At 66.3% G+C, this 23,651-nt stretch carries 19 protein-coding genes; 12 read left to right on the top strand and 7 right to left on the bottom strand.

Annotation, left to right across the window (positions count from 1 at the left end; genetic code table 11):
• Window positions 1-18: 18 nt before the first annotated feature.
• The gene (locus ACOGJC_RS16820) at window positions 19-2,343 is read left to right on the top strand and encodes an arylsulfatase (protein ID WP_419846148.1); all 2,325 of its coding nucleotides are present in this window, start codon (window positions 19-21) and stop codon (window positions 2,341-2,343) included.
• On the opposite strand, the gene ACOGJC_RS16815 is transcribed toward ACOGJC_RS16820, so the two are convergent.
• Entirely contained in the window at window positions 2,344-3,828 is a 1,485-nt protein-coding gene (locus ACOGJC_RS16815; RefSeq protein WP_419846147.1) for a sulfatase-like hydrolase/transferase, read from the bottom strand.
• A 109-nt stretch (window positions 3,829-3,937) separates the two neighbouring features.
• Between ACOGJC_RS16815 and ACOGJC_RS16810 the strand changes: the two genes are divergently transcribed.
• From ACOGJC_RS16810 to ACOGJC_RS16800, 3 genes are all read left to right on the top strand, one after another.
• Window positions 3,938-6,103: an ABC transporter substrate-binding protein gene (locus tag ACOGJC_RS16810; RefSeq protein ID WP_419846146.1), complete on the top strand. Its 2,166-nt coding sequence runs from the start codon at window positions 3,938-3,940 to the stop codon at window positions 6,101-6,103.
• Window positions 6,104-6,184: 81 nt separating this feature from the next.
• On the top strand, window positions 6,185-6,961 hold the full coding sequence (locus ACOGJC_RS16805) for an ABC transporter ATP-binding protein (RefSeq protein WP_419846145.1): 777 nt from the start codon (window positions 6,185-6,187) through the stop codon (window positions 6,959-6,961).
• Window positions 6,948-7,904 carry an ABC transporter permease gene (locus ACOGJC_RS16800; RefSeq protein ID WP_419846144.1) on the top strand — a complete coding sequence of 319 codons (957 nt, stop codon included), beginning with the start codon at window positions 6,948-6,950 and terminating at the stop codon, window positions 7,902-7,904. The genes ACOGJC_RS16805 and ACOGJC_RS16800 overlap by 14 nt, the downstream gene beginning before the upstream one ends.
• Window positions 7,905-7,918: 14 nt before the next feature.
• Here the strand turns inward: ACOGJC_RS16800 and ACOGJC_RS16795 are convergent, their stop codons facing one another.
• The 5 genes from ACOGJC_RS16795 to ACOGJC_RS16775 form a co-directional block, all read right to left on the bottom strand.
• Window positions 7,919-9,133: a DNA-methyltransferase gene (locus tag ACOGJC_RS16795; RefSeq protein WP_419846143.1), complete on the bottom strand. Its 1,215-nt coding sequence runs from the start codon at window positions 9,131-9,133 to the stop codon at window positions 7,919-7,921.
• 223 nt (window positions 9,134-9,356) lie between these two features.
• Window positions 9,357-10,154, bottom strand: coding sequence for an ABC transporter ATP-binding protein (locus ACOGJC_RS16790; protein ID WP_419846142.1), 798 nt, complete (start codon window positions 10,152-10,154; stop codon window positions 9,357-9,359).
• Window positions 10,155-10,159: 5 nt separating this feature from the next.
• Window positions 10,160-12,058, bottom strand: coding sequence for an ABC transporter ATP-binding protein (locus ACOGJC_RS16785; RefSeq protein ID WP_419846141.1), 1,899 nt, complete (start codon window positions 12,056-12,058; stop codon window positions 10,160-10,162).
• On the bottom strand, window positions 12,058-13,977 hold the full coding sequence (locus ACOGJC_RS16780; protein WP_419846140.1) for an ABC transporter ATP-binding protein: 1,920 nt from the start codon (window positions 13,975-13,977) through the stop codon (window positions 12,058-12,060). Before ACOGJC_RS16780 ends, ACOGJC_RS16785 begins: the two co-directional genes overlap by 1 nt.
• Window positions 13,974-14,429 (bottom strand): MarR family winged helix-turn-helix transcriptional regulator, encoded by a 456-nt coding sequence (locus ACOGJC_RS16775; protein WP_419846139.1) that lies wholly within the window; start codon window positions 14,427-14,429, stop codon window positions 13,974-13,976. The genes ACOGJC_RS16780 and ACOGJC_RS16775 overlap by 4 nt, the downstream gene beginning before the upstream one ends.
• A gap of 62 nt (window positions 14,430-14,491) precedes the next feature.
• Between ACOGJC_RS16775 and ACOGJC_RS16770 the strand changes: the two genes are divergently transcribed.
• From ACOGJC_RS16770 to ACOGJC_RS16760, 3 genes are read left to right on the top strand one after another with little or no spacing between them, the layout of a single operon-like run.
• Complete coding sequence (locus tag ACOGJC_RS16770) at window positions 14,492-15,811, top strand: hemolysin family protein (protein ID WP_419846138.1); 1,320 nt, start codon at window positions 14,492-14,494, stop codon at window positions 15,809-15,811.
• Window positions 15,808-16,881, top strand: coding sequence for a hemolysin family protein (locus tag ACOGJC_RS16765; protein WP_419846137.1), 1,074 nt, complete (start codon window positions 15,808-15,810; stop codon window positions 16,879-16,881). The genes ACOGJC_RS16770 and ACOGJC_RS16765 overlap by 4 nt, the downstream gene beginning before the upstream one ends.
• A gap of 7 nt (window positions 16,882-16,888) precedes the next feature.
• Entirely contained in the window at window positions 16,889-17,797 is a 909-nt protein-coding gene (locus ACOGJC_RS16760; RefSeq protein WP_419846136.1) for a TIGR03619 family F420-dependent LLM class oxidoreductase, read from the top strand.
• A gap of 12 nt (window positions 17,798-17,809) precedes the next feature.
• Here the strand turns inward: ACOGJC_RS16760 and fabI are convergent, their stop codons facing one another.
• Window positions 17,810-18,577 (bottom strand): enoyl-ACP reductase FabI, encoded by a 768-nt coding sequence (gene fabI / locus ACOGJC_RS16755; protein WP_419846135.1) that lies wholly within the window; start codon window positions 18,575-18,577, stop codon window positions 17,810-17,812.
• A 142-nt stretch (window positions 18,578-18,719) separates the two neighbouring features.
• Here fabI and npdG point away from each other — a divergent pair, with 142 nt between their 5' ends.
• From npdG to ACOGJC_RS16730, 5 genes are read left to right on the top strand one after another with little or no spacing between them, the layout of a single operon-like run.
• A complete protein-coding gene (gene npdG / locus ACOGJC_RS16750; protein ID WP_419846134.1) occupies window positions 18,720-19,385 on the top strand; it encodes an NADPH-dependent F420 reductase in 666 nt (221 codons plus the stop codon).
• Between the two features lie 3 nt (window positions 19,386-19,388).
• Window positions 19,389-20,552 carry a cysteine--tRNA ligase gene (gene cysS / locus ACOGJC_RS16745; RefSeq protein ID WP_419846133.1) on the top strand — a complete coding sequence of 388 codons (1,164 nt, stop codon included), beginning with the start codon at window positions 19,389-19,391 and terminating at the stop codon, window positions 20,550-20,552.
• 51 nt (window positions 20,553-20,603) lie between these two features.
• Complete coding sequence (gene thrS, locus ACOGJC_RS16740; protein ID WP_419846132.1) at window positions 20,604-22,592, top strand: threonine--tRNA ligase; 1,989 nt, start codon at window positions 20,604-20,606, stop codon at window positions 22,590-22,592.
• Window positions 22,592-23,098, top strand: a complete 507-nt coding sequence (locus tag ACOGJC_RS16735; protein WP_419846131.1) for an HIT family protein — start codon at window positions 22,592-22,594, stop codon at window positions 23,096-23,098. Before thrS ends, ACOGJC_RS16735 begins: the two co-directional genes overlap by 1 nt.
• Window positions 23,099-23,107: 9 nt before the next feature.
• Entirely contained in the window at window positions 23,108-23,647 is a 540-nt protein-coding gene (locus ACOGJC_RS16730; RefSeq protein WP_419846130.1) for a hypothetical protein, read from the top strand.
• Window positions 23,648-23,651 lie beyond the last annotated feature (4 nt).

Here is a 23,651-nt window from a genome sequence, read left to right as displayed (position 1 = left end):
CCGACCTAGGGGGCATAGATGACCGATCAGCGCCAGCAAGAGCATTATCCCGGCTTCGGGGGCAAGATCGGACGCATCATCGCCACCTCGGAGTCGTGGTGGCCCCCCAAGCCCACGCCGCCCGCCGATGCCCCCAACATCGTGGTCGTGCTGGCCGACGATCTGGGATTCTCCGATCTGGGCTGCTACGGCTCAGAGATCCCCACCCCGGCCATCGACGCGCTAGCCGCCTCCGGCGTGCGCTATACCAACTTCCACGTCACCCCGCTGTGCTCGCCCACCCGGGCAGCGCTGTTGACCGGGCTCAACTCCCACCACGCGGGAATGGGATTCGTGGCCAACGCCAACCCCGGCTTCCCCGGCTATGCCGGCGAGCTGCCCCACAACCAGTCGACGCTGGCCGAGATGCTCAAGGCCAACGGCTACGCCACCGCGGCGGTGGGCAAGTGGCATCTGTGTTTGGAGTCCGACCTGTCCATCGCGGGCGACACCCACTCGTGGCCGCTCCAACGGGGCTTCGACCAGTACTACGGGTTCTTGGAGGCCCTCACCGACTTCCACTTCCCCCACCAGCTTTATGAGGGCAACAACCCCGTGCACGTTGACGAGTATCCCGAGGGCTACTACCTGACCGACGATCTCACCGACCGGGCCTGCCGCATGATCCGCGAGGTCAAGACCACCGACCCCGACAAGCCGCTGTTTCTTTACTACGCCCACGGGGCGGTCCACGCGCCGCTGCACGCCAAAGCCGAGGACACCGCCCGCCACCGGGGCAACTACGACAAGGGCTGGGACCAACTACGCGAGGAGCGCCTGGCCCGTCAAAAGGAATTGGGCATTGTCCCGTCCGATGCCGAGCTGCCCCCTCGCAACACCGAGCCCAACGAGGACGTGGCGGCCTGGGACAGCTACCCCGAGCCCGACCGCCGGGTCATGGCCCGCTACATGGAGGTGTACGCCGCCATGGTGGAGTCGATCGACGAGAGCGTGGCCCGCATCTCAGCCGAGCTAGAGGCTCTAGGCCAGCTCGACAACACCATCTTCGTGTTCACCAGCGACAACGGGGCGTCCCGGGAAGGCCGGGCCCAGGGCAGCACGTCGTATTTCACTCACAGCGGCACCGGCGCCCGGCCCTCGCCTGACGTGGGCGACTTCGAGGTGGCCGCCCTTGAGGCCGACGCCATCGGCGGCCCCACCACCTGGCCCCACTATCCCCGGGGCTGGGCCATGGCCTGCAACACCCCCTTCCGGCTCTACAAGATCACCGCCCACCGGGGCGGCCACTCGGTGCCCATGGTGCTGTCGTGGCCGGCTCGCACCGCGGCCATGGGCGGGGAGCTGCGCCACCAGTACACCCACATCACCGACCTGCTGCCCACCCTGGCCGACCTGCTCGGCCTCGACGTGCCCACCGAGCGCCAGGGACAGGCCTCTGATGCCCCCGACGGCGTCTCGTTCGCGGCCACGCTGAGCGATGCCGATGCCCCCTCCGACCACACTGAGCAGTACATCGAGTGCATCGGCCACCGGGGCATGTACCGCGACGGCTGGGGGGCGGCCATCTTCCACGAGCACCACACCCCGTTCAGCGAAGATCGCTGGGAGCTGTTCAACCTGGCCGACGATTTCAACGAGCGCAACGATCTGGCCGACGCCGAGCCCGAGAAGCTGGCCGAGATGGTGGACGCCTGGGAAGAGGCCGCCTGGCGCAACCGGGTCTTCCCTCTCGACGAAGCCTCCGGGCTGTTCCGCACGGTGAAACCGCCAGAGCACGCCAAACTCACCCGAGAGCTGCGCATCCTGCCCGGATCGCCCACCGTGGAGCGATTGCGGTCGTCCCGGCTCATCGCCGGGGGCAACTTCACCATCAACGTGGAACTGCACCACCAGCCCGGCGACCAGGGCGTGCTGGTGGCCCACGGCAGCCAGGCGTCGGGCTACGTGCTCTACATCGAAAACAATGCCCTGCACTTCGTGGTAAACAGCTCCGGCCGATACCTATCCGCCGAGCCAATGGAATTACCGGGGGAGTGCCGCCAAGTTGTGGTCGACGCCGCCGCCCCCGGCGGCCGCATCTGGAATTTCACTGTCAGCGCCGACGGTCAGGCCGGAACCACACTCCCCGAAGTCCCCCAAATGATCGGCTTCCTACCCTGGCAAGGCATCGACGTCGGACTCAACCGACGGTCCCCAGTGTCATGGGACCTGTACCAGCGCCACCGCACTTTCCCCTACACCGGCACTCTAAGTCTGGTGACCTACACCCCCGGCCCCCCCGCCCCCGACGCCGACGACGTCCTACTAGAAGACTTCCGAGAATTCGGAATGTCCCTGGAGTAGCTAGCCCCGGTACTCCGCCGCTTCCAGTTCCTTCAGCATCTCAAACCGCTCCCGCAGTTCCCGACGCCGGCCCCGATCATTAGCCAAATTCACCAACTCACCAGGATCGTCATCGTGGTCGTACCACTCGTGGTCGTGATCATCGAAGTCGGCATCGGGCCCGAACAGCATTGAGTCGCCCAGCGACACGCCCAGGTTGCTGACCCCGCCGCCGATGCCGTAGTAGCGGCAGTACTTGTGGCGGCCGTCGAACACCCCGGAAGAGGCGTAGCGCACCTTCTCCACCCCCAGATACCACGGCCATCGCTGGGCGAACAGGACGTGGTCGCGGATCACCGCCGACTGGTCGTCGAACAGCGGGCTCAGGCTCTGGCCGGGCAGATCAGCAGCATCCACCCCGGCCAACTCCAAGATGGTGGCGGCCAAGTCGGTGTGGCAGGTAAGCGACTCGGTGGCCGTCCCTGCATCAGTCAGCCCCGGCGCCGACAAGTAAAGCGGGATCCGCATGGTCTCCTCGTAGTTCCACGGCCCCTTGGACCGCAGCCCGTGGGAACCGCATTGGTCGCCGTGGTCGGAGGTGAACACCACCACGGTGTTGTCCCACTGGTCGATGTCGTCCAGCGCGGCCAAGATCACCGCTAGGCACTGGTCGCTCAACTGGTGGAGCTTCACGTAGTAGTCGAGCTGGCGCAGCCACAGGTCGTGGTCGCCGGGGTCCATCGGCCCGGGGGTGCTGTTGCGCTCCATCTCCAGCAGCCACCGGCGGTGCACATCGGGCTTGGTGTGGAGGTCGTCGTCGAAGTTCTCGGGCAGCTCGGTACACCACCGCTCGATTTCGTGGGCGAAGGCGGGCAGGTTGGTGGCCCGGCCCCACTTGCGCCGGTCGAGCTTCTCCCGGCTCTGGGCCACATAGTCGGGCGCCTGCTCCCAGAACCAAGGCTGGTCGAGCGGGAACCACATGATGTCGTGGGGGTTCACCAAGCCCACCGTCAAGAACCACGGCTCGGTTGCGCCCCGCTGGTCGCGCAGCCAGGCCGCGGAGTCGGCGGCGATGGGCTCGTCGAACTCGGTGCCGCTGCCGGGCAGCCCCCAAAAGGCCATGTCGTTGCCGGTCCAGTCGGAGAACCCGTAGGCCTCCATATCGGGCTCAGCGGAGGCTTCAAGGTGCCACTTGCCTTTGTAGGCGGTGCGGTAGCCGGCCTCCCGCAGCCGGGTGCCCAGGGTGGGGATGTCGGTGGAGAGCTGGGTGTTGTTGGGATAGCTGGAGTTCTCGGTCACCCCGTGCTCGTCCATGTGGAGCCCGGTGAACAGGGTTGCCCGCGACGGCGAGCACGGCGAACTGTGCGTGTAGTGGCGGCGGAATTCCAGCGACCGGTCCAACAGGCGCTGGCGGGCGGGTAGCGGCACTCCGGGCGGCAGCCAGTCCCGCTGGCGCTCCTGGTCGGACACCAATAGCAAGATGTTGGGAGGGCTGTTTTCGGGCATCAAGGGCAGCGTAGTAGCGCGCCCAACCGTAAATCTTGCGCTTCCAATTTATTAGTGCTGAACTATCGCCCTGAACGTCGCGCAATCGCGCCTGCCCGAGGGGGACTCCATGAAGACGCGTTCCTGGCTGTATTCGCTTTTCGCCATTCTGTTGGCGTTTTCGTTGGTTGCCACCGCCTGTGGCAATGATGACGACGACCCTGGAACGGGTCCGGCACCGTCCACGGACGATTCCGGCGACGACATGGCCGACGACTCCGGCGACGACATGGCCGACGACTCCGGCGACGATGGAGCTACCGACGACTCCGGCGACGACATGGCCGACGACTCCGGCGACGATGGAGCCGCCGACGACTCCGGCGACGACATGGCCGACGATGCCGTTGTCATTGAGGAAATCGGTCCGCCCGAAGACACCGTGGTCACGGTGTGCGACGCGCCGTCGTTCACCCAGATCTATGCCAAGGTGATGGCCAATCGGGGCTTCGCTGAGAACCGGGGATTCCAGATGGACTTCGTGGCCTGCCACTCCGGTGCTGCCCAAGCCGCCGCCTTGGTCTCCGGGCAGGTTGACATTGCCCTGAACACCCCCGACAACATGCTGGGAATCCGCAACGCTGACTTCGACGTGGTGATGTTCGCCCAGGTTGTCGACAACCACTTCTTCGACATTGTGGTCAGCAACAACTTCGGCGAAATCGACTGCCCGCAGGGCGATTGGGAATGCGCCATGGCCGCGCTCAACGGCACCCGAGTTGGCGTTGTCGCCCGAGGGGTCGCCGCCGAGCAGATCGCCCGCCAGCTCTTGGACTCTGCCGGGTTCGACCCCGACGACTCCACCTACATCGCCACCGGCTTGGCTGGCACCACGCTGGCCGCCTTGGACGCCGACGAGGTGGATTGGGCCATCACCTTTGAGCCCGGTTTGAGCACAGCCGAACTCGACGACATCGGATACGCCCCGTTCCGGCTGCGGGCGGGCGACGGTCCGACCGAACTGGACTGGCCATCGGCGATCATGCTCACCGCACGCTCTTATTGGGACGCCAATCCCAACACCGTCTTGCACTACCGGGCCGCGATCCTCGAGGCCATGGAGTGGTTGCGCGACCCGGCCAACCGCGACGCGGTCCTGGAGGAGTTGGACGCCCATCTGGGCCTCGACCCTGAAATGGCGGCGTACATATTCGACAACAACATCGGCTCGATGACGGTGACCGCTGAACTCGATCCAGTCAGGATCACCAACAACGTCAACTACGCCGTGGGCCGGGGCATCCTCGGCGCAGCCCAGGAATTCGGCGAATTCGCAGTAGGCCCGGGCATCGATGTGATCCTGCCGGCAGCGCTTGTGCCGGAGGCGACCACGGTTGGCATCTGCCAGGCACCATCGTTCAACGGCATGATCGCCCATATCGCAGTTGAGGAGGGATTCCTCTCCGACCGCGGAGTCACCGGCGAGTTCATCCAGTGTCCCTCTGGTCCGGCCAACGCCGCGGCGCTGATCGCCGGTGAGGTCCAGTTTGTGGGCAACACGCCCGACAACATGCTGGGCATCCGCAACGCCGGCTTCGACGTCGTGATGTTCCAGCAGTTGGTGGACAAGCACTTCTTCGACATCGTGGTGTCCAACAACTTCGGACCGATCGATTGCGAACAGGGCGACTGGCAGTGCGCCATGCAAGAGCTTGAGGGCACCAACGTCGGCGTAGTGGCCCGCGGCGCGGCGGCCGAACAGATCGCCCGTCAGCTGATCGACTCCGCCGGTCTTGATCCTGACGGCGCCACCTATATCGCTACCGGATTGTCGGGCACCACGCTGGCCGCATTGTCGTCCGGCGAGGTGGATTGGGCCATCACCTTCGAGCCCGGTTTGAGCCAGGCCGCGGTCGACGACATCGGTTACGCTCCGTTTGCCCTGCGAGCCGGGGAGGGTCCGACGGAGCTCGACTGGCCGTCGTTGGTCAACACCACTTCCCGGCAGTTCGCCGAGGAGAACCCCAACACGGTGGCCATATTCGCCAGGGCATCCCGCCAAGCCATGGACTTCATGCGCAATCCCGCTAACCGTGAAGCGGTCTTGGCGTACATGCGAGACTTCCTCAGCTTGGAAGGTGCAGTCGCTGAGACGATCTTCGATTCCAACATCGGGAGCTTGTCGCTCAACGGCGCTCTCCAGCCTGCCCGGCTCCAGAACAACGTGGACTACGCGGTAGGCCGGGGCATCCTCGAAGAGGCCCAGGACTTCGACGATTTCACGGTTTCTCCATAACACACCCCTCTACTGGTCGGGCGGCCTGTGATCAGGTCGCCCGACCGGAGGGGCTGACTAAGGTGTCTTGATGGTGGCGTTGTGAATCCAGCAGTCGAACTGAAGGATGTAACCCTCATCTTCGGGGGCGATCACCCCAAAGACGAGCCGGTACTCGCCGTCCAAGACATCGACCTCTCCATCCCACCCGGCCAATTCGTGGCCGTGGTGGGGCCGAGCGGCTGCGGCAAGACCACCATCTTGAACATGCTGGCCGGGATCATCGGCGCCACCCGGGGATCGGTGATGCGCCATGGCGAGGAGATCGACGGCCCCAGCGACGACATCGGCTACATGCTGGCCCGCTCGGGGCTGAGCCCGTGGCGCACGGCTCGCCGCAACGTTGAGCTCGGCCTTGAGTTCCGGGGCGTGCCCCGGGGAGAGCGGCGCGAGCGGGCCATGGAGCTGTTGTCCAAGCTGCGACTGGAGGGCTTCGCCGACTCGTTCCCGTCTCAGCTCAGCCAGGGCATGCGCCAGAGGGTGGCCATCGCCCGCACGCTGGCCATCGACCCCGACCTGTGGCTCATGGACGAGCCCTTTGGGGCCCTCGACGCCCAGACCCGCCTCACCGTCCAGTCTGAGTTTTTGGAGCTGTGGTACGAGACCCACAAGACGGTGATCTTCGTGACCCACGACCTCGAAGAGGCCGTGCTGCTGGCCGACCGGGTGGTGGTGATGACCGCCCGCCCCGGCCGCATCAAGTCGGACACCATCGTCGATCTGGCCCGGCCCCGAGTGATCGACGAGCTCCGCTTCGACCCGGTCTTCCGAGAGACCGAGCACAGGATCTGGGAGGAGTTGCGCGGTGAGATCGTCTGACGTCGACGAGCCTCGGGAAGCCGATATGGCCGACCAAGTCGGGTTGGCCGACGCGCTCAGCCAGGAAGAAGTGGAGGCGCTGATCCCCCAAGAGTCCATTTGGAGATACCGCCTGCGCCAGCTCGACATCCCGGTGCAGATATTGAGGATCGGGATTCTGTTCGGGATCTGGGCGCTGTGGCATTACGAAGTGGTCTGGAACGGCTGGGAATGGCTCTCGATTGCCGGCATCCAGCCTTTCCCCGATGTGCCCGAGACGTTCCGAGCCAGCCCCGGGGAGACCTGGGAGTACTTCACCCAGATCTACCACGAGAAGCTGTTCTGGCAAGACCTCTGGGTCACGGTGAAGGAGGCGCTGTTCGGCTTCGTCATCGGCTCAATCCTCGGATTGGTTATCGGCATCATTCTGGGGCGCTTCCAGCGATTGTCCAAGACATTCGGGCCGTTTATCGTCATCATCAACGCCATGCCCAAGATCGCCTTCCTGCCGCTGATCTTGATCGTGTACGGCGTGGGCGAGACCTCCAAGGTGGTCTTGGCCGTGATCATCGTGTTCTTCATCGTGCAGGTGCCCACCCAAGCCGCGGTGGCCCTGGTCGACCCCGACTTGGACTTGGTGGCCCGCACCATGGGGGCATCCCAGCGCCAGCTCTTCACCAAGGTCACGCTGCCCGGCATCACCCCGGCAGTCTTCGGCGCGCTGCGGCTGTCGGCGGTGATCTCGGTGCTGGCGGTGGTGTTCGGCGAGATCTTCTCGGCCCGCCGGGGCCTCGGCCAGCGCCTCATCACCGCGGCCAACCAGCTCTCCTACGGCGACACGTTCGCCATCGTGTTCATCCTGGCCCTGATCGCGCTGATCATGAACGGCGGCATCGGCTTCGCCGAGCGCAAAGCCCTCCGCTGGCAAGCCACCCAACAAGGCGGCCAAGTCATCTCGCTCTAGGGGTAGCGGTCCGCTCAGGCTTGACCGCGAGCCAAATCGGCAAGACGAGATACGTCGTCAGGGTCCTGTATTTCGATCACGTCGTGGACCGGCTTGCCCGCGCCGGTAGCTGCTTTGAGGGCTCGATGTCCGGGGCTGTTGGGGGCGGGAAGGTCGGTGGTCAGCAGCACAAGCGGAGGGTTCTGTCCGTCGGCGTGCAGGACTGCGGCCTTGCCCAATGCCTTCCACAGCGTGTCTGCTCGGCGCAGCCCGGGTCGCTGAGTGATGCTGAACGCACCTGCCACGTCGAACAGCCACGGTTCACCATGGTGGTCAGCGGCCTCAAAGTCGACGTCAACTCCGCATGGGAGACGCACCCGTTCTCTGACCACTCGAAAGCCCTCAGATTCCAGCACAGATCGGGCAAGATCGCGTGCCTTGTCTCCATTCTCTCCAAGAATGCCCGCGACGACGCGATCTCGTCCCATGCTCTGAAGCCGTATTCGCTCTTCGTCGATGCGCTGTTCAGCTATGGCTAGGTATTCGGAATCGGTGTCGAATCCGACATAGTGCCTCCCGGCACGAAGAGCGGCCACAGCAGTTGTACCGGCGCCCATAAACGGATCGAGCACCAGATCGCCTGGGTAGGTGTAGAGATTGATCAACCGTTCGGGCAGTTCCACGGGGAACGGGGCGGGATGCCCCACCCGGGAGGCAGACTCGGCGGCAATCTCCCACACGTCAGTGGTGGCCTCCATGAACTCGTCTACCGATATGGAGCCCTCCGACGGCAGCCCTCGGCTAGCCCGTTCGGCTGCGGTGAGGGCTCGGTCGAAGCGACCTTTGGAGGCGATCACCACCCTCTCGGTGAGGTCGCGAATCACTGGATTGCCAGGACTCTTGAAGCTGCCCCATGCGCAATTGCCCCCAGCCCCCTTCGCCTTGTGCCAGATCACCTCGCCCCGCAGCAGCAGCCCCAGGCGGTCTTGGAGTATGGCCGTCACGTCGGCCGACAAGGACCGATACGGGCGACGGCCCAAGTTGGCCACGTTTACCGCGAGACGTCCGCCCGGTTCCAGCTTGGCCACGCACTGGGAAAAGACCTCTTCCAGCATGTCCAGGAAATCCACGTAGTCGGCGGGTATATGGCCTTGTCCGACTGCTTCCTCATATTCCTTGCCCACAAAGTAGGGGGGAGAAGTCACCACGAGTGCAACTGAGTTGTCGGCGATCTCGCCAGACAGGTCCATCTTGCGCGCATCGCCCACCCAAAGTTGGTCGACACAAGTCGGAGCGGAGACCTCATCTTCCTCGCTGATTTCCGGCACCGGAAACCGGCTGTAGAACGCGGAGGAATCATGTCCTTCCCGCCGACTTACCCCGAAATTGGAGGTAGCCGTCCCTTGTCTAAGCCGGGAAGATCCCACCTCTTGAAATTACATCGTGGTGATGACAGTTTCGGGGAGATCCCCCTCAACAAGCTTGGGAGTGCCAGCGGCCGTTGCGATGTTCTAGTTCTAGGGGGAGGTTGAAGCAGGCTGAGAGGGATTCGGAGGTCAGCACTTGTTGCAACGGGCCCTGGGCTAGTACCTCGCCGTCGCGCAGCAAGAGGGCGTGGGTGAAGCCGGCGGGGATTTCCTCGGTGCGGTGGGTGACCATGACCAGGGGAGGGGCGGCGAGGTCGGCAGCCAGCCCGGAGAGGTCGGTCACCAGCATCTCCCGGCCGCCCAAATCCAGGGTGGAGGCCGGCTCGTCCAGCAGCACGAGGCCGGGGTCGGTCATCAGGCTGCGGGCAATCTGCACCCGCTGGCGCTCGCCCGACGACAGGGTGTCGATCGTGCGGTCGCCCATGCCAGCCGCCCCCACCTGTTCCAGCAGCTTCTCCGCCCGCTCGCGATCGTCGTCGGTGTAGTCGTGCCACCACGGTTCCAGCGCGCCATGGCGGGCGGTCATCACCACGTCAGCGGCGGTCAAATGGGGCCTAAGCATCTGCGCCAGCGCGGGCGACACGAACCCCACCCGATGCCGCATCCGGCGCACGTCCACTTCGCCCAATCGCTGGCCCAGCACCTCCACGGTGCCGGTGGTGGGGTGCTCGTATAACGCGGCGATCCGCAGCAGCGTGGTCTTGCCGCTGCCGTTGGCCCCCAGCACCACCCACCGCTGGCCGTCGGCCACCTCCCAGTTGACGTCGGCCAGGATGGGCCGCTTGTCGCGAGTGAACCCCACGTCGGCCATCCGAAGCGCCAAGGTCCGCGTCGGGCTGTCCATCGCGCTCAGTTGGTGTGGGCCATCCAGGTGGCGTACATGTCGGCGTAGTGGCCGCCCAGGGCCACCAGCTCGTCGTGGGTGCCGATCTCGGTGATCCGGCCGTCTTCCACCACCGCGATCCGGTCAGCCCGCATGGCGGTGGCCAGTCGGTGGGCGATGATGATGGCGGTCCGCCCCTCCAGCACCACATCCAAGGCAGCCTCGATCTTGGACTCCGACCGCAGGTCCAGATTGGACGTGGCCTCGTCGAGCACCAGCACCCGGGGCCGGGCCAGAAACGCCCGGGCCAGCGCCAGCAGTTGCCGCTCGCCAGCCGACAGCGACGCCCCCCGCTCGTGCACCTGGGAGTTGACGTCATCCGGCAGCCGTTCCAGCAACTCGGTCAGTCCGACCACCCGACAAGCTTCCAGCACCTCGGCCATCGAGGCATCGGGTCGGGCGAAGGCCACGTTGTCCCGGATAGAGCCGTAGAACAAGAAAGGCTCCTGGGGGACCACCCCCAACTGGCGGCGCAGCGAAGCCAGCGTCACCGTCCGCAGATCACAGCCGTCGATGCGCACCGTCCCCTGCTGGGGGTCGTAGAACCTCACGATCAGCTTGGCCACCGTGGACTTGCCCGCACCGGTGGGCCCCACAACGGCCAGGCTCTCGCCCGGGGCCAGCCGCAAGCTCACGTCGTGCAGCACCGGGGTGTCGTCGTCGTAGCCGAAGCTCACCCGGTCGAGGGTGATCTCCCCTTCGATGGTGGGCAGATCCACCGCATTGGCCGCTTCGGCCACCGAGGGCTCGTTTTCCAGAACCTCGCGTAGCTTCTTGGCCGAGGCCTGCCCCTGCTGGTAGCCGTTGTAGAGCTGCACGAGCTGCTGGATAGGGGCGAAGAAGAAGGTCAGATAGAGCACGAAGGCGGTTAGCTCCCCGGCGGTGAGGCTGCCGTTGACCACCATGGTTCCGCCGATCACCAGCAAGATGGCCTGACCGATGATCATGATGGCCTCAGTGGTGGGGGCGTAGATGGACGCCGCCCGCACCCCGGCCAAATTGGCGTCCTTATGCCGCCCTACCACGTTGGTGTGGTGAACCATGTTGTGGCGTCGGCGGTTGTGGGCGGTGATCACCCGGATCCCGGCCAGGCTCTCCTGGAGGTCGGCCAGCACCTCGGCAATGCGGTCTCGGACCAGCCCGTAGTACCGGTCGGACACCTTGCGGAACCAGATGCTGAGCAAGAATGTTCCGGGAACCACGATCACCAAGGTCAGCAGCGCCAGCAGCGGGTTCAGATAGAACAGCACGCCGGTGATCACGATGAGCACCAGTCCCTGTACGGCGAAGTTCACCAAACCCTCTTGGAACAGCACGGTCAGGGCCTCGATGTCGCTGGTCATGCGGGTCATCAGTACGCCCGCCTTCTCTCTGGTGAAGAAGTCCAGCGACAGCCGCTGGTAGTGGGAGAACACCCGCATCCGCAGGGCATACATGAGCTGCTCTCCCAGCTGCCCGGTGTAGCGGATGCGCAGCGATGAGCTCAGCGCATGGGCCAGCACCGTACCCATGAACACGGCGGCCACTACCAGCAGAAGCCGCACGTTGCCGGAGCTGACGCCGTGGTCGATGCCGATCTGGGCCAAAAGCGGCCCCGACTGCATCATGGCCGACTCGATCACCACCAGCAGCAGCGCCACCGCCAGCTGGCGCCGGAAGGGCCACAGGAGAGAGCGCAGCGTCAGCGGCGGATCGGCCGGTTGGCGGTGGCTGAAGTCCACCTCGACCGGCGGATAGTCGGGCTCGTCCCTCAGCACCTCCTCGACTTGGACCCGCAGGTTGCCGGGCACACCGGCGTGGGGGAGCCCCGCGTCGCGGGCCGCGCTCTGGGCCTGGGGACCCCCGAAGTATCCTCCCCACCCCATTAGCGCCCATTCCAAGAAGTCGTGAAGCCATCGCCGTTGCCCGACACATCGCCCGACTCGTCGTCGCTGTGGCGGGCCAGGATCTCCACATAGTGGGGATCGGTGGCCAAAAGCTCGGCGTGGGTCCCCGAATTGGCCACCCGGCCCTCATCCAGCACCACCACCCGCTCCGCCAGACTGATGGTGGACAGCCGGTGGGCGATGATGATGGTGGTGCGGTCGGCCATGAGCTCTTGCAGCGCCCGGTGGATGGCCTCCTCCACGGTCACGTCGATGGCGCTGGTGGCGTCATCAAGCACCAGCACCTTGGGATTGGCCAGCAGCGTGCGGGCGATGGCGATGCGCTGGCGCTGACCGCCCGACAGGGTGTAGCCCCGCTCGCCCACCACGGTGTCGTAGCCGTAGGCCAGTTCACTGATGAACCCGTGAGCTTGGGCGGCCGACGCGGCGGCCTCCACCTCGGTGCGCGAGGCGGTCGGGCGACCGTAGGCGATGTTCTCGTGAACCGATGCCGAGAACAGGAACGGCTCGTCCAGCACCAGCCCGACGGTGTGGCGCAGGCTGCGCAGGGTCACATCCCTCACGTCGAGGCCGTCGATGCGCACCGACCCGCCATCCACGTCGTAGAACCGGTCCAGCAGCCGGGCCACCGTCGACTTGCCGCTCCCGGTGCTGCCCACGATGGCCACCCGCTCGCCGGGCTCGATGTGCAGGTTGAAGTCGTCCAACACCGGGGTCTCGGGGTTGTAGCCGAAACAGACCTCTTCGAAGTCCACCTGCCCTCGGGGCTGCACGATGTCCACCGCGCCGGCCGAGTCGACGATCTCGGGCACCTCGTCGAGAATCTCGTAGATCCGCTGGGCGGCGGCGCTGGCCCGCTGGCCCTGCATGAGCACGAACCCGGCCATGCGGAAGGGCACTTGCAGCATGATCACGTAGGCGCTGAAGGCCAAAAGCGTTCCCACCGACACTATTCCCTCGATGGCCAGCCAGCCCCCGTAAAGCACCACCATGGCGGTGCCCAGCCGGGGCAGCGACTCGATGATTGGATTCCAGCGGGATCGGCTCTTGGCGATCTCCACGTTGGTCCACTGGATGCGCTGCGCCGACCGTCCCAGCAGGGCGATCTGGCGCTTCTCAGCGGCGAACGACTTCACCACCCGGGTGCCGTTGACGTTCTCGTCCACGATGGTGGCCAAATCGGCCATGCGAGCCTGGGTGACCCACGACAACGGGAACACCTGATTGCGGAACTTGAGGCCGAACCAATAGACGCCGGGCAGCGGGGCCAGCGCGGCCAGCGCCAGCCAGGGGTGGATGTACAGCATGAAGCCCAGGGCCATCACGAACATCAGCAAGTTCATGCTGATGAGCGGTCCGAACGCCAGCAACAGCTGCAACGACCGGATGTCGCTGTTGGCCCGGGAGATGACGTCTCCCGACTGGGTGCGGTCGTAGTAGGAGAACGACAGGCGGGTGAGGTGCTGGTACATGATGGCCCGCAGGTCGGTCTCCACGTCCCAGCCCAGCTTGAACAGGTAGAAGCGGTTGACCCCGCCGAACACCAGCCGGCCGAGGCCGAACACCCCGATGAGTACCGCCACGATCCACAGACCCCGGCGATCTCCGGTGATGGCCGCGTCCACCGCCGAGCGACCTGCGGCCGGCACCGCGACCTGGGTGGCCAGTGCGAACACGCCGGTGACCACCCCGATGACCAGCGTCCGCCGATGGGCCCGAAGCAGCGGCATGAGCCGCTTCATCCAGCCCTTGGTTCGGTCGGGGTCGATCCCCGCGGTTGGGGGCTCGTACTGGGCCGCTACCGCGATCGGTTCGAATTCGGGTATTTCTGACTGAGCCCCTGTCTGGTCGGGCTCGAGCTCCGGAATGCCGACAGGCCCGGTCTCGGTCGTGGTCACTTTTGAGCTGCCCCTTGACCGCGAGCCCGGTTAAGCGCCTCATTCCAGAGGGCCAGCCCCTCCAAGGCCTGATCGGCCTGGTCAGCGTCAAGATGGCCCGCGATAGCGGAAATCTGCTCGGCCACCGCGTCGTCGGCCGCAGCTAGCGCCAATTTCCCGGCCTCGGTCAGCTCGTGGGCCACCTTGCGGCGATCGGCGGGATCGGACTTCCGCTGGAGCAAGCCCCGTCTTTCCAACCCGTCAGCCAGCGCCGTCACGCTGGGCCGGCTCACCGCCAGCCGACCAGCCACCGCCGACGCGGCGGCGTTTCCTTCCGATAAGAACAACAGCAGGCGATACTGTGAGGGTGAAAGGTCTAAGTCTCCCAGCGCCACCGCCACTTGGCGGGCAAGCCGGGTCGCCGCCTGAGCCGCTTCTTGAGCGGTTCGAGTCGGTGATTGTTTGAGACTCACATGGTTAGTTTCCCTAAAGATTATGGACGGTGCCAAGCCCAATGCCGGGTAGTTGACCCCCGATGAGCTGGACAACCGCTCTCGGCCTGGTGGCTGCCGCGCTCCTGATCGGGGCCAACGCGGTATTTGTGGCGGTGGAGTTCGCCCTGGTGGCGGTGGACCGGATCCGCATCGAGCGCCTGGCCGCCGAGGGCCGCCGAGCCGCTCGGACCACCCTGTCGCTGCTCAAAACCCTGTCGTTCCAGCTTTCTGGGGCCCAGTTCGGCATCACCGTCACGTCCCTGGCGCTGGGCTTCATCGCCCGGCCCTCTATCGCGGCCGCGCTGGAGCCAGCCGCTGATCGCGTCGCAGGGGGGGCTGCCGAAGGGCTGTCCATCGCCGCTGCGCTGGTCATCGCGGTGATCGTCCAAATGGTGCTCGGCGAGCTGGTGCCCAAGACCCTGGCCATTGCCCGCCCACTGCCCACCGCGATGAGGCTGGCCGCTCCCATGAGGGGCTTCGAAGCAGTAGCCGGGCCGTTCATCCGCCTATTGGACGGCTCGGCCAACTGGGTGGTGACCCGGCTGGGGATCGAACCCGCCGAGGAGCTCAGCGAGGCCCGTTCCCGCGAGGAGCTGGCCTGGCTGATCCGGTCCTCGGGGCAAGAGGGAGCGATGCGACCAGCCCGAGTTCGCCTGCTGACTCGAGCCATCCGCTTTGCGGAGCGAGACGCCGCCGATGTGCTGGTACCCCGGGTGTCGGTGTGCCCCATCGAGCACCACCAGTCGGTGGCTGAACTGGTCGCCCTGTCGAGCCAGACCGGATTCTCCCGCTTCCCGGTGATCGGGGCCGACATCGACGACGTGGTGGGGGTGGCCCTGGTCAAGAACGTGTACCAGGTGCCGGCCGAGCGGTGGGCGGCCACCCCGGTCACCGAGATCATGCGGGCGCCGCTCGTCGTCCCCGAAACCCGGAACCTGCGCTCCCTGCTGCTGGACATGAGATCACAGCGCAGCCCGCTGGCGGTGGTCATGGACGAGCACGGCGGCACCGCGGGCATCGTCACCCAGGAGGATTTGGTGGAGGAGATCGTGGGCGAGATCGCCGACGAGCACGACGACACCGAGCCCCCGCCGGTGGCCCGCGACGCCGGAGAGCTGGTGGTCCAGGGAGGAATCCATCCCGACGAGCTGGGGGACATGACCGGGCTCCGGGTGCCCGATGGGGACTACGAGACGTTGGCCGGCTTCATCTTGGACCACCTCCAGCGCCTCCCAACCGTCGGCGAGGTGTTCCGCTACCAAGGCTGGGAGTTCCAGATCGAGTCGGTGGATCGCCGCCGCATCGACACCGTGCGCCTGCGCCCAGTGGCCTCGGTGCCCCATGAGGGGGCCAGCCGATGACTGCGCTGTATATCTGCGTAGCGGTGGTGCTGTTGCTGGCCAATGCCGGCTTCGTGGCGGTGGAGTTCGCGCTTATCGCCGCCCGCCGGTCTCGGCTGGAGCCCCTGGCCGAAGCCGGCAACCGCCGGGCCCGAATGGCTCTGGCTGCCATGAGCGACCTCAACCGGCAATTGGCGGGCGCCCAGCTCGGCATCACCATGGCGTCGCTGGGGTTGGGCTTTATGGCCGAGCCGGCGGTGGCCCGCCTCATCGAGCGGGCGATTGAGTCGTTCGTCCATCTGCCCTCGGGGGCGCTGCACACCATCTCGTTCGCGGTGTCGCTGGCCTTGGTGGTCTACCTGCACATGGTGCTGGGAGAGATGGTCCCCAAGAACATCGCCCTGGCCGGGGCCGAGCGCACCGCCATGTGGCTGGCCCCGGTGAACCGCCTCTACGCGATCGTCTTCGGCCCGCTCATCGGGCTGTTGAACCGGCTCAGCCGGGGCATTGTCCGCCTGTGCGGCGTGGAGCCCGTCGACGAGCTGCCCACCGCCCGCACCCCCCAGGAGTTCGCCGCCCTGGTAGAGCACTCGGCGGCCGAGGGGTTCTTGGACGAATTCGACCGGTCGCTGCTGTCCAGCGCGCTGGAGCTGGCCGCTCGCCCGGTTCACACGGTCATGGTGCCCCGCGACCGGATCGTGGCGGTGGAGCGGGAGGCCACAATGGCCGAGGTGCTCGACGTCATGAACGCCAGCGGCCACTCTCGGGTCCTGGTCCAAGACAGCTCCATCGATCAAGTGGTGGGATTCATTCACGCCAAAGACCTCCTCGACGCCACCGGCCCCCGCTCGGCACAGCCCCTCAGCGACGACCTGATCCGGGTAGTGCCGGTGATCGAGGAGGAAACCTCGCTCGAAGGCGCGCTGGCGCTGATGCGGGGAAGCCGACGCCATCTGGCCGTCGTGCGCCAAGGCGCTCGTCGGCGCACCATCGGTCTGGTCACCCTGGAGGACGTGCTGGAGGTGCTGGTGGGCGACCTCATCGACGAGACCGACCCCACCGGACCCGCCCTGTCGAACCATCGGACATAATGACGGCATGAAATTCTGGTGCGTTACCGCGTTCATGAAGAGCACCGAGCTGGTGCCCATCGCCCGGATGGTGGATGAGGCCGGATATCACGGAATGGTGCTGTCCGATCACATCTTCTATCCCCAAGAGCTCAGCAGCCCCTATCCGTATTCGCCCTACGAAGACGGCCGGCCCATTTGGGACCCGGAGACGTCGTGGCCCGATACCTGGGTGACCATCGGGGCCATGATCGGGGCCACCGAGCGTCTGCACTTCTCCAACAACATCTACATCGCCCCCAACCGACCCATCCTGGCGGTGGCCAAGCAAGTCTCGACCGCCGCGGTGATATCCGAAAACCGGGTGGCTCTGGGCATGGCCGCGGGCTGGATGCGCGAGGAGTTCGAGCAGATGGGACAGGACTTCGACAACCGCGGCCCCCGCACCAACGAGATGATCGAGGCGCTGCGGGAGCTGTGGAAGCCGGGCTGGGTGGAGTTCCACGGCGAGTACTACGACATCCCGGCCATGATGATGGGACCGGCCCCCGACCAGCCCATCCCCATCTATACCGGCGGCCACTCCGGGCCCGCCTTGCGCCGAGCGGCCCGCCATGCCGACGGGTGGGTTGGCAACGCCTACGACTGGGACACCCTGGCCGGCATCGTGGCCCGACTGCGGACGCTGTTGGCCGAAGAGGGTCGGGCCGACGATCACTTCGACATCATCTCCGGCTTCTACGAGCCTCCATCACTGGATCTCTACCGCCGGGCCGAAGAGGAGTTGGGCATCACCGGGCTGTACGCCCTTCCCTGGGCAGAACTCGAAGACGTCAGCACCGACAACCGGGCAGGCCTCCTGGAGAATGCATCGGCCTACCGGGATGCCATCAACCGCTTCGCCGACGACTTCGTCCACCCCCTCGCCGACGCCTAGACGATTCGAGGCTCAGGCCCCCATGGCGTGGTAGCCGCCGTCCACGTGGACCATCTCGCCGGTGGTCATCGGGAACCAATCCGACAGCAGCGCCACCGCGGCCTTGGCCACCGCTGAGCTGTCCTTCACGTCCCAGCCCAGGGGGGCTTTGTCGCCCCAGGTATCCTCGAACACCTCGAAGCTGGGAATAGAGCGGGCGGCCATGGTGCGCACCGGCCCGGCGGCCACCAGATTCACCCGGATGCCCTGCTCGCCGAGCGAGCGGGCCAGATAGCGAGCGGTGGACTCGAAGGCCGCCTTGGCCACCCCCATCCAGTTGTAGAAGGGCCAGGCCACGGTGGCGTCGAAGTCGAGTCCCACGATTGAACCGCCGTTGTCCATCAACGGCACCACCACCTCGGCCAGAGTCTTGAGCGAGTAGGCCGAGATCTCCAGCGCCACCTTCACGTCGTCCCATCCCGCGGCCATGAAGTCGTCGCCCAAACAGACCTCGGGGGCGAACCCGATGGCGTGCACCGCGCCGTCCACTGAACCCCACCGGTCGGCCAACTCATCGCGCAAGGCGGCGGGGTGGTCAGGGTCGGTCACGTCGAAGGCCAGCACCGGGGGCGAGCCCGGCAGCTTGCGGGCGGTGCGCTCGGTGAGGCTGAGGCCCCGCCCTGCGCCGGTCAGCACCAGATCGGCGCCCTCAGAGGCGGCCAGTGAGGCAATTCCGAAGGCCAGCGAGGCGTCGGTCAGCACGCCGGTGACCAGAATCCGTTTCCCGTCAAGGAGTCCCATGATCGTTCGAGGCTACTCGTCGCCGATCACCATGGTGGTCCTATGTGGGTTCGGGACAACTGCGGGCACGACCGTTCCCGAGAACGAGCCGGAGGGTGGCCCCATGTGGGTTTGAGAAGACACCTCCTATACCGTAAGGGCGATGAGGATTGGGATTCTCGGAGGCACAGGTCCGGCGGGCCGCGCCTTGGCCGTCCGGTTGGCATCGGTGGGAATCAAGACCGTGGTGGGGTCGCGCTCGGCCGAGCGGGCCGACGAGATCTGCGAAGGCCTGCTGGCCCAATGGCCCGACCATGATCTCCCCCTTTCCGGTGCGGCCAACCCCGGTGCCGCCTCCTGCGAGGTGGTGGTAGTGGCCACCCCGTGGGATGCCGCCGCGGCCACCGCGGCGACCGTGGCCGACGAGCTGGCCGGCAAGGTGGTCATCAGCATGGCCAACGCCTTGGCCAAAATGGGCCGGGAGTTCCAGCCGCTGGTGCCGTCTCGAGGCTCCATCGCGGCCGCAGTGCAGGCGGCAGTGCCCCAGGCCCTGGTGTCGGGCGCCCTCCACCATGTTCCCGCCCACGATCTGGGCGATCTGAACCAGCCGGTGGACTGCGATGTGCTGGTGTGCTCCGACCACCCCGAGGCCACCACCACCACCATGAAGATCATGAACAAGCTCCCCGGTGTCCGAGCCCTCGACGCCGGCCCGCTGTCGGGCGCCAGCCCGGTAGAGGCTTTCACCGCGGTGCTGCTGCAACTCAACGTCCGCTATAAGACCCGGGTGGCGGTCCGGTTCACCGGGTTGGACCTCGAAGACGGCTGAGCGATGCCGTCCCTGCCCGCCGGCGCCGACCACGAAGGTCCGATGCGCCTCTACGACACGGCCCGCCAAGCGGTGGTGCCGTTCGAGCCCGGTCCGGTGGTGGCCATGTACACCTGCGGCATCACCCCCTACGACGCCACCCACCTGGGCCACGCCGCCACCTATGTGGCCTACGACGTGCTCCAGCGGCGGTTGCGCGACCGGGGCCACGAGACCCGCTGCGTGCGCAACATCACCGACGTGGACGACGACATCTTGCGCAAAGCCCGGGAGATCGGCGTCCACTATCTGGATCTGGCCGCGGCCGAGACCGCCCGGTTCGATTCCGACATGGAGGCCCTGGGAATGCTGCCGTCCTGGTCGGAGCCCCGGGCCACCTCAGCCATTGCCGACATCCGCAAGATGATCGGTCTCGTGCTCGACCGGGGCAACGCCTATCAATCGGGCGGGTCGGTGTACTTCGACATCTCCACCTTCGACCGCTTCGGCCAGGTCAGCCACTTCGACCGCGACACCATGCTGGCGTTGGCCGCCGAGCACGGGGGCAATCCCGACGACCCCCACAAACGCGATCCCCTGGATTTCGTGCTGTGGCAGAAGTCCGCCCCCGACGAGCCCGCCTGGGACTCCAAGTGGGGACCGGGCCGTCCCGGCTGGCACATCGAGTGCTCGGCGCTGGCCATGCGGGAGTTGGGCGAGACCGTCGATATCCACGGGGGCGGATCCGACCTGATCTACCCCCACCACGAGTGCGAGGCCGCCCAGTCGGAGGTGGTCACCGGCAAGCAGTTCGTGCGCCTCTGGATGCATCAGGCCATGGTGCGGATGGACGGGGCCAAGATGTCCAAGTCGCTGGGCAACCTGGTGTTCGTCTCCGACCTGCTCAAGGAGTACGACCCTCGGGCCATCCGCTTGGCCATCGTGGCCCACCACTACCGGGACTCATGGGAGTGGAACGACTCGATCATGCCCGCCGCGGCCGAACGCCTCGACGCATGGCAGGCGGGGGCCGACGGCCGCGCCGACGCGGCTGCGAAGGTGCTCGACCGGGTGCGGACCTGTCTGGACGATGATCTCGACACCCCCTCGGCGGTGGCGGCCATAGATGACGCGGCCTCCTCGGGGGGCACCAGAGCCGCAGCCGGGCTGCTGGGCGTCCAAATCTAACGCCGATAATGGAACGAGCCGAGGCAGGGCGAATGGTTAAATTGGCTTGTCATGTCTGACATTTGCGTCACCCTTCCCGACGGCAGCACCCGCACGCTTCCTACCGGGGCGACCGCGGGTGACCTGGCTTCCGACATCGGTCCCGGCCTGGCCAAAGCCGCCCTAATCGCCACCGTGGACGATGCCGAGGTCGATTTGAGCGTTTCGCTGGCCGACGGCCAGCAGGTGGCGATCATCACCGCCGACAGCGACGCCGGCCTGGAAACGCTGCGCCATTCCACCGCCCATGTGCTGGCCCAGGCGGTGTTGGAGATGTACCCCGGCGCCACTTACGCGGTGGGCCCGCCCATAGAAGACGGCTTCTACTACGACTTCGATCTGCCCGACGGCGCCACCATCAGCGATGACGACCTTGAGGCCATCGAAGCCCGGATGCAGGACATCATCGCCGCCGACCAGCCCTTCGAGCGCCACGAGGCGTCGGCCGCCGAGGGGCTTGAGCTGTTTGCCGACCACCCCTACAAGCGGGAGATCATCGAAACGGTGGCCATGGCCTCCGATGCCGATGCCAGTGGGCAGGCGGCCGATGAGCTGGCCGACGAGGTGTCCGGCGACGGCCAGATCAGCTACTACCGCAACTCGGATTCCTTCATCGACTTGTGCCGCGGCCCGCACGTGCCTTCCACCGGCCGGCTGGGGCACTTCAAGCTGATGAGCGTGGCCGGGGCCTATTGGCGCCGCGACGCCGGCCAACCCTCCCTCCAGCGCATCTACGGCACGGCCTGGGCCTCCCGCAAAGACTTGGCCTCCCATCTGCACCGGCTGGCCGAGGCGGAAAAGCGCGACCACCGGCGCCTGGCCCGCGAACTCGACCTGCTGTCATGGCCCACCGAGCTGGGACCGGGGCTGGCGGTGTGGCACCCCAAAGGGGCTGCGGTGCGCCGCATCATCGAGGACTACAGCCGGAACCGGCACGACGAAGGGGACTACCAGTCGGTGGTCACCCCCCACATCGCCCGCTCGGAGCTGTGGGAGACCAGCGGCCACCTGGACTTTTACCGGGAGAGCATGTACCCGCCCATGGAATTGGACGGTACCTCCTACCACCTCAAGCCGATGAACTGCCCCTTCCACATGCTGATCTACAAGAGCAACCAGCGGTCCTATCGCGACCTGCCCATTCGGCTGTTCGAGCTGGGCACGGTATACCGCTACGAGCTGTCGGGGGCGGTGCACGGCCTGATGCGCATCCGGGGATTCACCCAGGACGACAGCCACATCTTCGCCACCCGGGAGCAAGCCCCCGCTGAGATCGCCTCGTTGGTGGCGTTCGTGCTCTCGGTGCTGCGGGCGTTTGGATTCGATACGTTCGAGGCTCGACTGGCCACCCGGCCGCTGGAGAAGTCGATCGGCGACGACGCCGAATGGGATTTGGCCACCGACGCTCTTCGGGATGCCCTCAAGGCCTCCGGGTTGGAGTACGAGTTGGACGAGGGCGGGGGCGCCTTCTACGGGCCCAAGATCGACATCGATGTGCGCGACGCCATCGGGCGGAGCTGGCAGCTGTCCACCATCCAGGTGGACTTCCAGCTCCCCGAGCGATTCGACCTGGAGTACGTGGGCTCCGATGGTGGCCGCCACCGACCGGTAGTGATCCACCGCGCTCTCATGGGGGCGATCGAGCGCTTCTTTGGGGTACTCATCGAACATTGCAGCGGCGCCTTCCCGGCCTGGCTGGCCCCGGTCCAAGCGGCCGTCTTGCCGGTGGCCGCCTCCCATGGCGACTATGCCGCCGAGGTGGCGGCTCACCTGAGCGAAGCCGGGTTCCGAGTGGAGGTGTCCGACTCTCAAGAGCCGCTGGGCCGGCGCATCCGGGCGGCCAAGCTCCAAAAGCTGCCCTATGTGCTGGTGGTGGGCGACGACGATGTGGCCCACGGCACCGTGGGGGTGAACGCCCGGGGCAGCGACGGCGATGAGCGAGGCGTGCTGCTGGGCGACTTCGCCAATCGACTGCGCGACGAAGTGGATGCCCACCGCTGATGCTTGAGCGCTTGTGGGCCCCGTGGCGCAGCCGGTATGTGGCCGGACTGGGCGCCGCCGACTCCGAGTCTGAAGAGGGAACGCTGTTTGAGCGCATCTTGGCGGCGTCCGAGCCCGACGAAGAGACCGGCATCTTGTGGCGGGGCAACACGTGCTTCGCGGTGCTCAACGCCCATCCCTACGGAAGCGGCCACCTGATGGTGGTCCCCAATCGGGCCGTGGCCGACTTGGCCGATCTCACCGACGCCGAGAGCGAGGAGCTGTGGTCCGCCGTGCGAGCGGCCGTGGCCGCCATCCGTCGGGCCTACAACCCCGAAGGTGTGAACGTCGGCATCAACTTAGGGGCCGCCGCCGGCGCCGGCCTTCCCGATCATCTGCATGTTCACTGCATGCCCCGCTGGCAGGGCGACACCAACTTCATGACCACCGTGGCCGAAGCCCGAGTGCTTCCCGAGCCCTTGTCGGAGTCGTGGTCCAAGCTGAGAAACGCTTGGGAAGCTGGGTAGCCTTCCGTTGTGTCCGACGCGGAAATAACTGATGAGCTGCCCCAAGAGCTGAACGTCAGCGACTACGTCGGCCCCTACCTGTTTCCCAACAACAGCCGCCGCCGGATCCCGGCCATCATCTACCTGGGGGCCGCCGTGGTCTGCACCGTGGTGTGGGCGGTGGCCTCCGACAGTCCCCTGGTCAACGGGGGGCTCTTGGCCGCCGCCATTGCCTTGGCCGCCTTCGCCGTCTACGGGTTCGTCTGCGGCAAGGAGCTGAAGGTCGACGAGTCGGACGCGCTGGTAATCGCCGTCGGCGCAGTGGGCTTTCCGGTGGGGCACGCATCGGCCCAAATGGGGTGGCGGGGATGGTTCAGCCGCCCCACATGGCGCATTCTGCTCTATTCCAACGAGCCCCAGCCCGACCAACGGGGCCTGGTATTCGTGGACGGCATCAGCGGCGAGGTGATCGACCAGCTCGTGCAGCCCAATCCCGAAGACTGGGCCCAGTTCGTGCGGTCCAATCCCGAAGACTGGACTGACCTCCGTTCCAGCTCAGAAGTAGAGTAGAGGT

It is taken from the genome of Candidatus Poriferisocius sp., assembly GCF_965204015.1.
Taxonomy (GTDB): domain Bacteria; phylum Actinomycetota; class Acidimicrobiia; order Acidimicrobiales; family Bin134; genus Poriferisocius.
This window is presented reverse-complemented; position numbering and strand designations above follow the sequence as displayed.

Excerpts from the sequence above, each read along its gene's own strand:
- ACOGJC_RS16820 (WP_419846148.1), top strand. The coding sequence starts at position 19 with ATGACCGATCAGCGCCAGCAAGAGCATTATCCCGGCTTCGGGGGCAAG.
- ACOGJC_RS16815 (WP_419846147.1), bottom strand. The coding sequence starts at position 3,828 with ATGCCCGAAAACAGCCCTCCCAACATCTTGCTATTGGTGTCCGACCAG.
- ACOGJC_RS16810 (WP_419846146.1), top strand. The coding sequence starts at position 3,938 with ATGAAGACGCGTTCCTGGCTGTATTCGCTTTTCGCCATTCTGTTGGCG.
- ACOGJC_RS16795 (WP_419846143.1), bottom strand. The coding sequence starts at position 9,133 with ATGGACCTGTCTGGCGAGATCGCCGACAACTCAGTTGCACTCGTGGTG.
- ACOGJC_RS16790 (WP_419846142.1), bottom strand. The coding sequence starts at position 10,154 with ATGGACAGCCCGACGCGGACCTTGGCGCTTCGGATGGCCGACGTGGGG.
- ACOGJC_RS16785 (WP_419846141.1), bottom strand. The coding sequence starts at position 12,058 with ATGGGGTGGGGAGGATACTTCGGGGGTCCCCAGGCCCAGAGCGCGGCC.
- ACOGJC_RS16770 (WP_419846138.1), top strand. The coding sequence starts at position 14,492 with ATGAGCTGGACAACCGCTCTCGGCCTGGTGGCTGCCGCGCTCCTGATC.
- ACOGJC_RS16765 (WP_419846137.1), top strand. The coding sequence starts at position 15,808 with ATGACTGCGCTGTATATCTGCGTAGCGGTGGTGCTGTTGCTGGCCAAT.
- ACOGJC_RS16760 (WP_419846136.1), top strand. The coding sequence starts at position 16,889 with ATGAAATTCTGGTGCGTTACCGCGTTCATGAAGAGCACCGAGCTGGTG.
- fabI (WP_419846135.1), bottom strand. The coding sequence starts at position 18,577 with ATGGGACTCCTTGACGGGAAACGGATTCTGGTCACCGGCGTGCTGACC.
- npdG (WP_419846134.1), top strand. The coding sequence starts at position 18,720 with ATGAGGATTGGGATTCTCGGAGGCACAGGTCCGGCGGGCCGCGCCTTG.
- cysS (WP_419846133.1), top strand. The coding sequence starts at position 19,389 with ATGCCGTCCCTGCCCGCCGGCGCCGACCACGAAGGTCCGATGCGCCTC.
- thrS (WP_419846132.1), top strand. The coding sequence starts at position 20,604 with ATGTCTGACATTTGCGTCACCCTTCCCGACGGCAGCACCCGCACGCTT.
- ACOGJC_RS16735 (WP_419846131.1), top strand. The coding sequence starts at position 22,592 with ATGCTTGAGCGCTTGTGGGCCCCGTGGCGCAGCCGGTATGTGGCCGGA.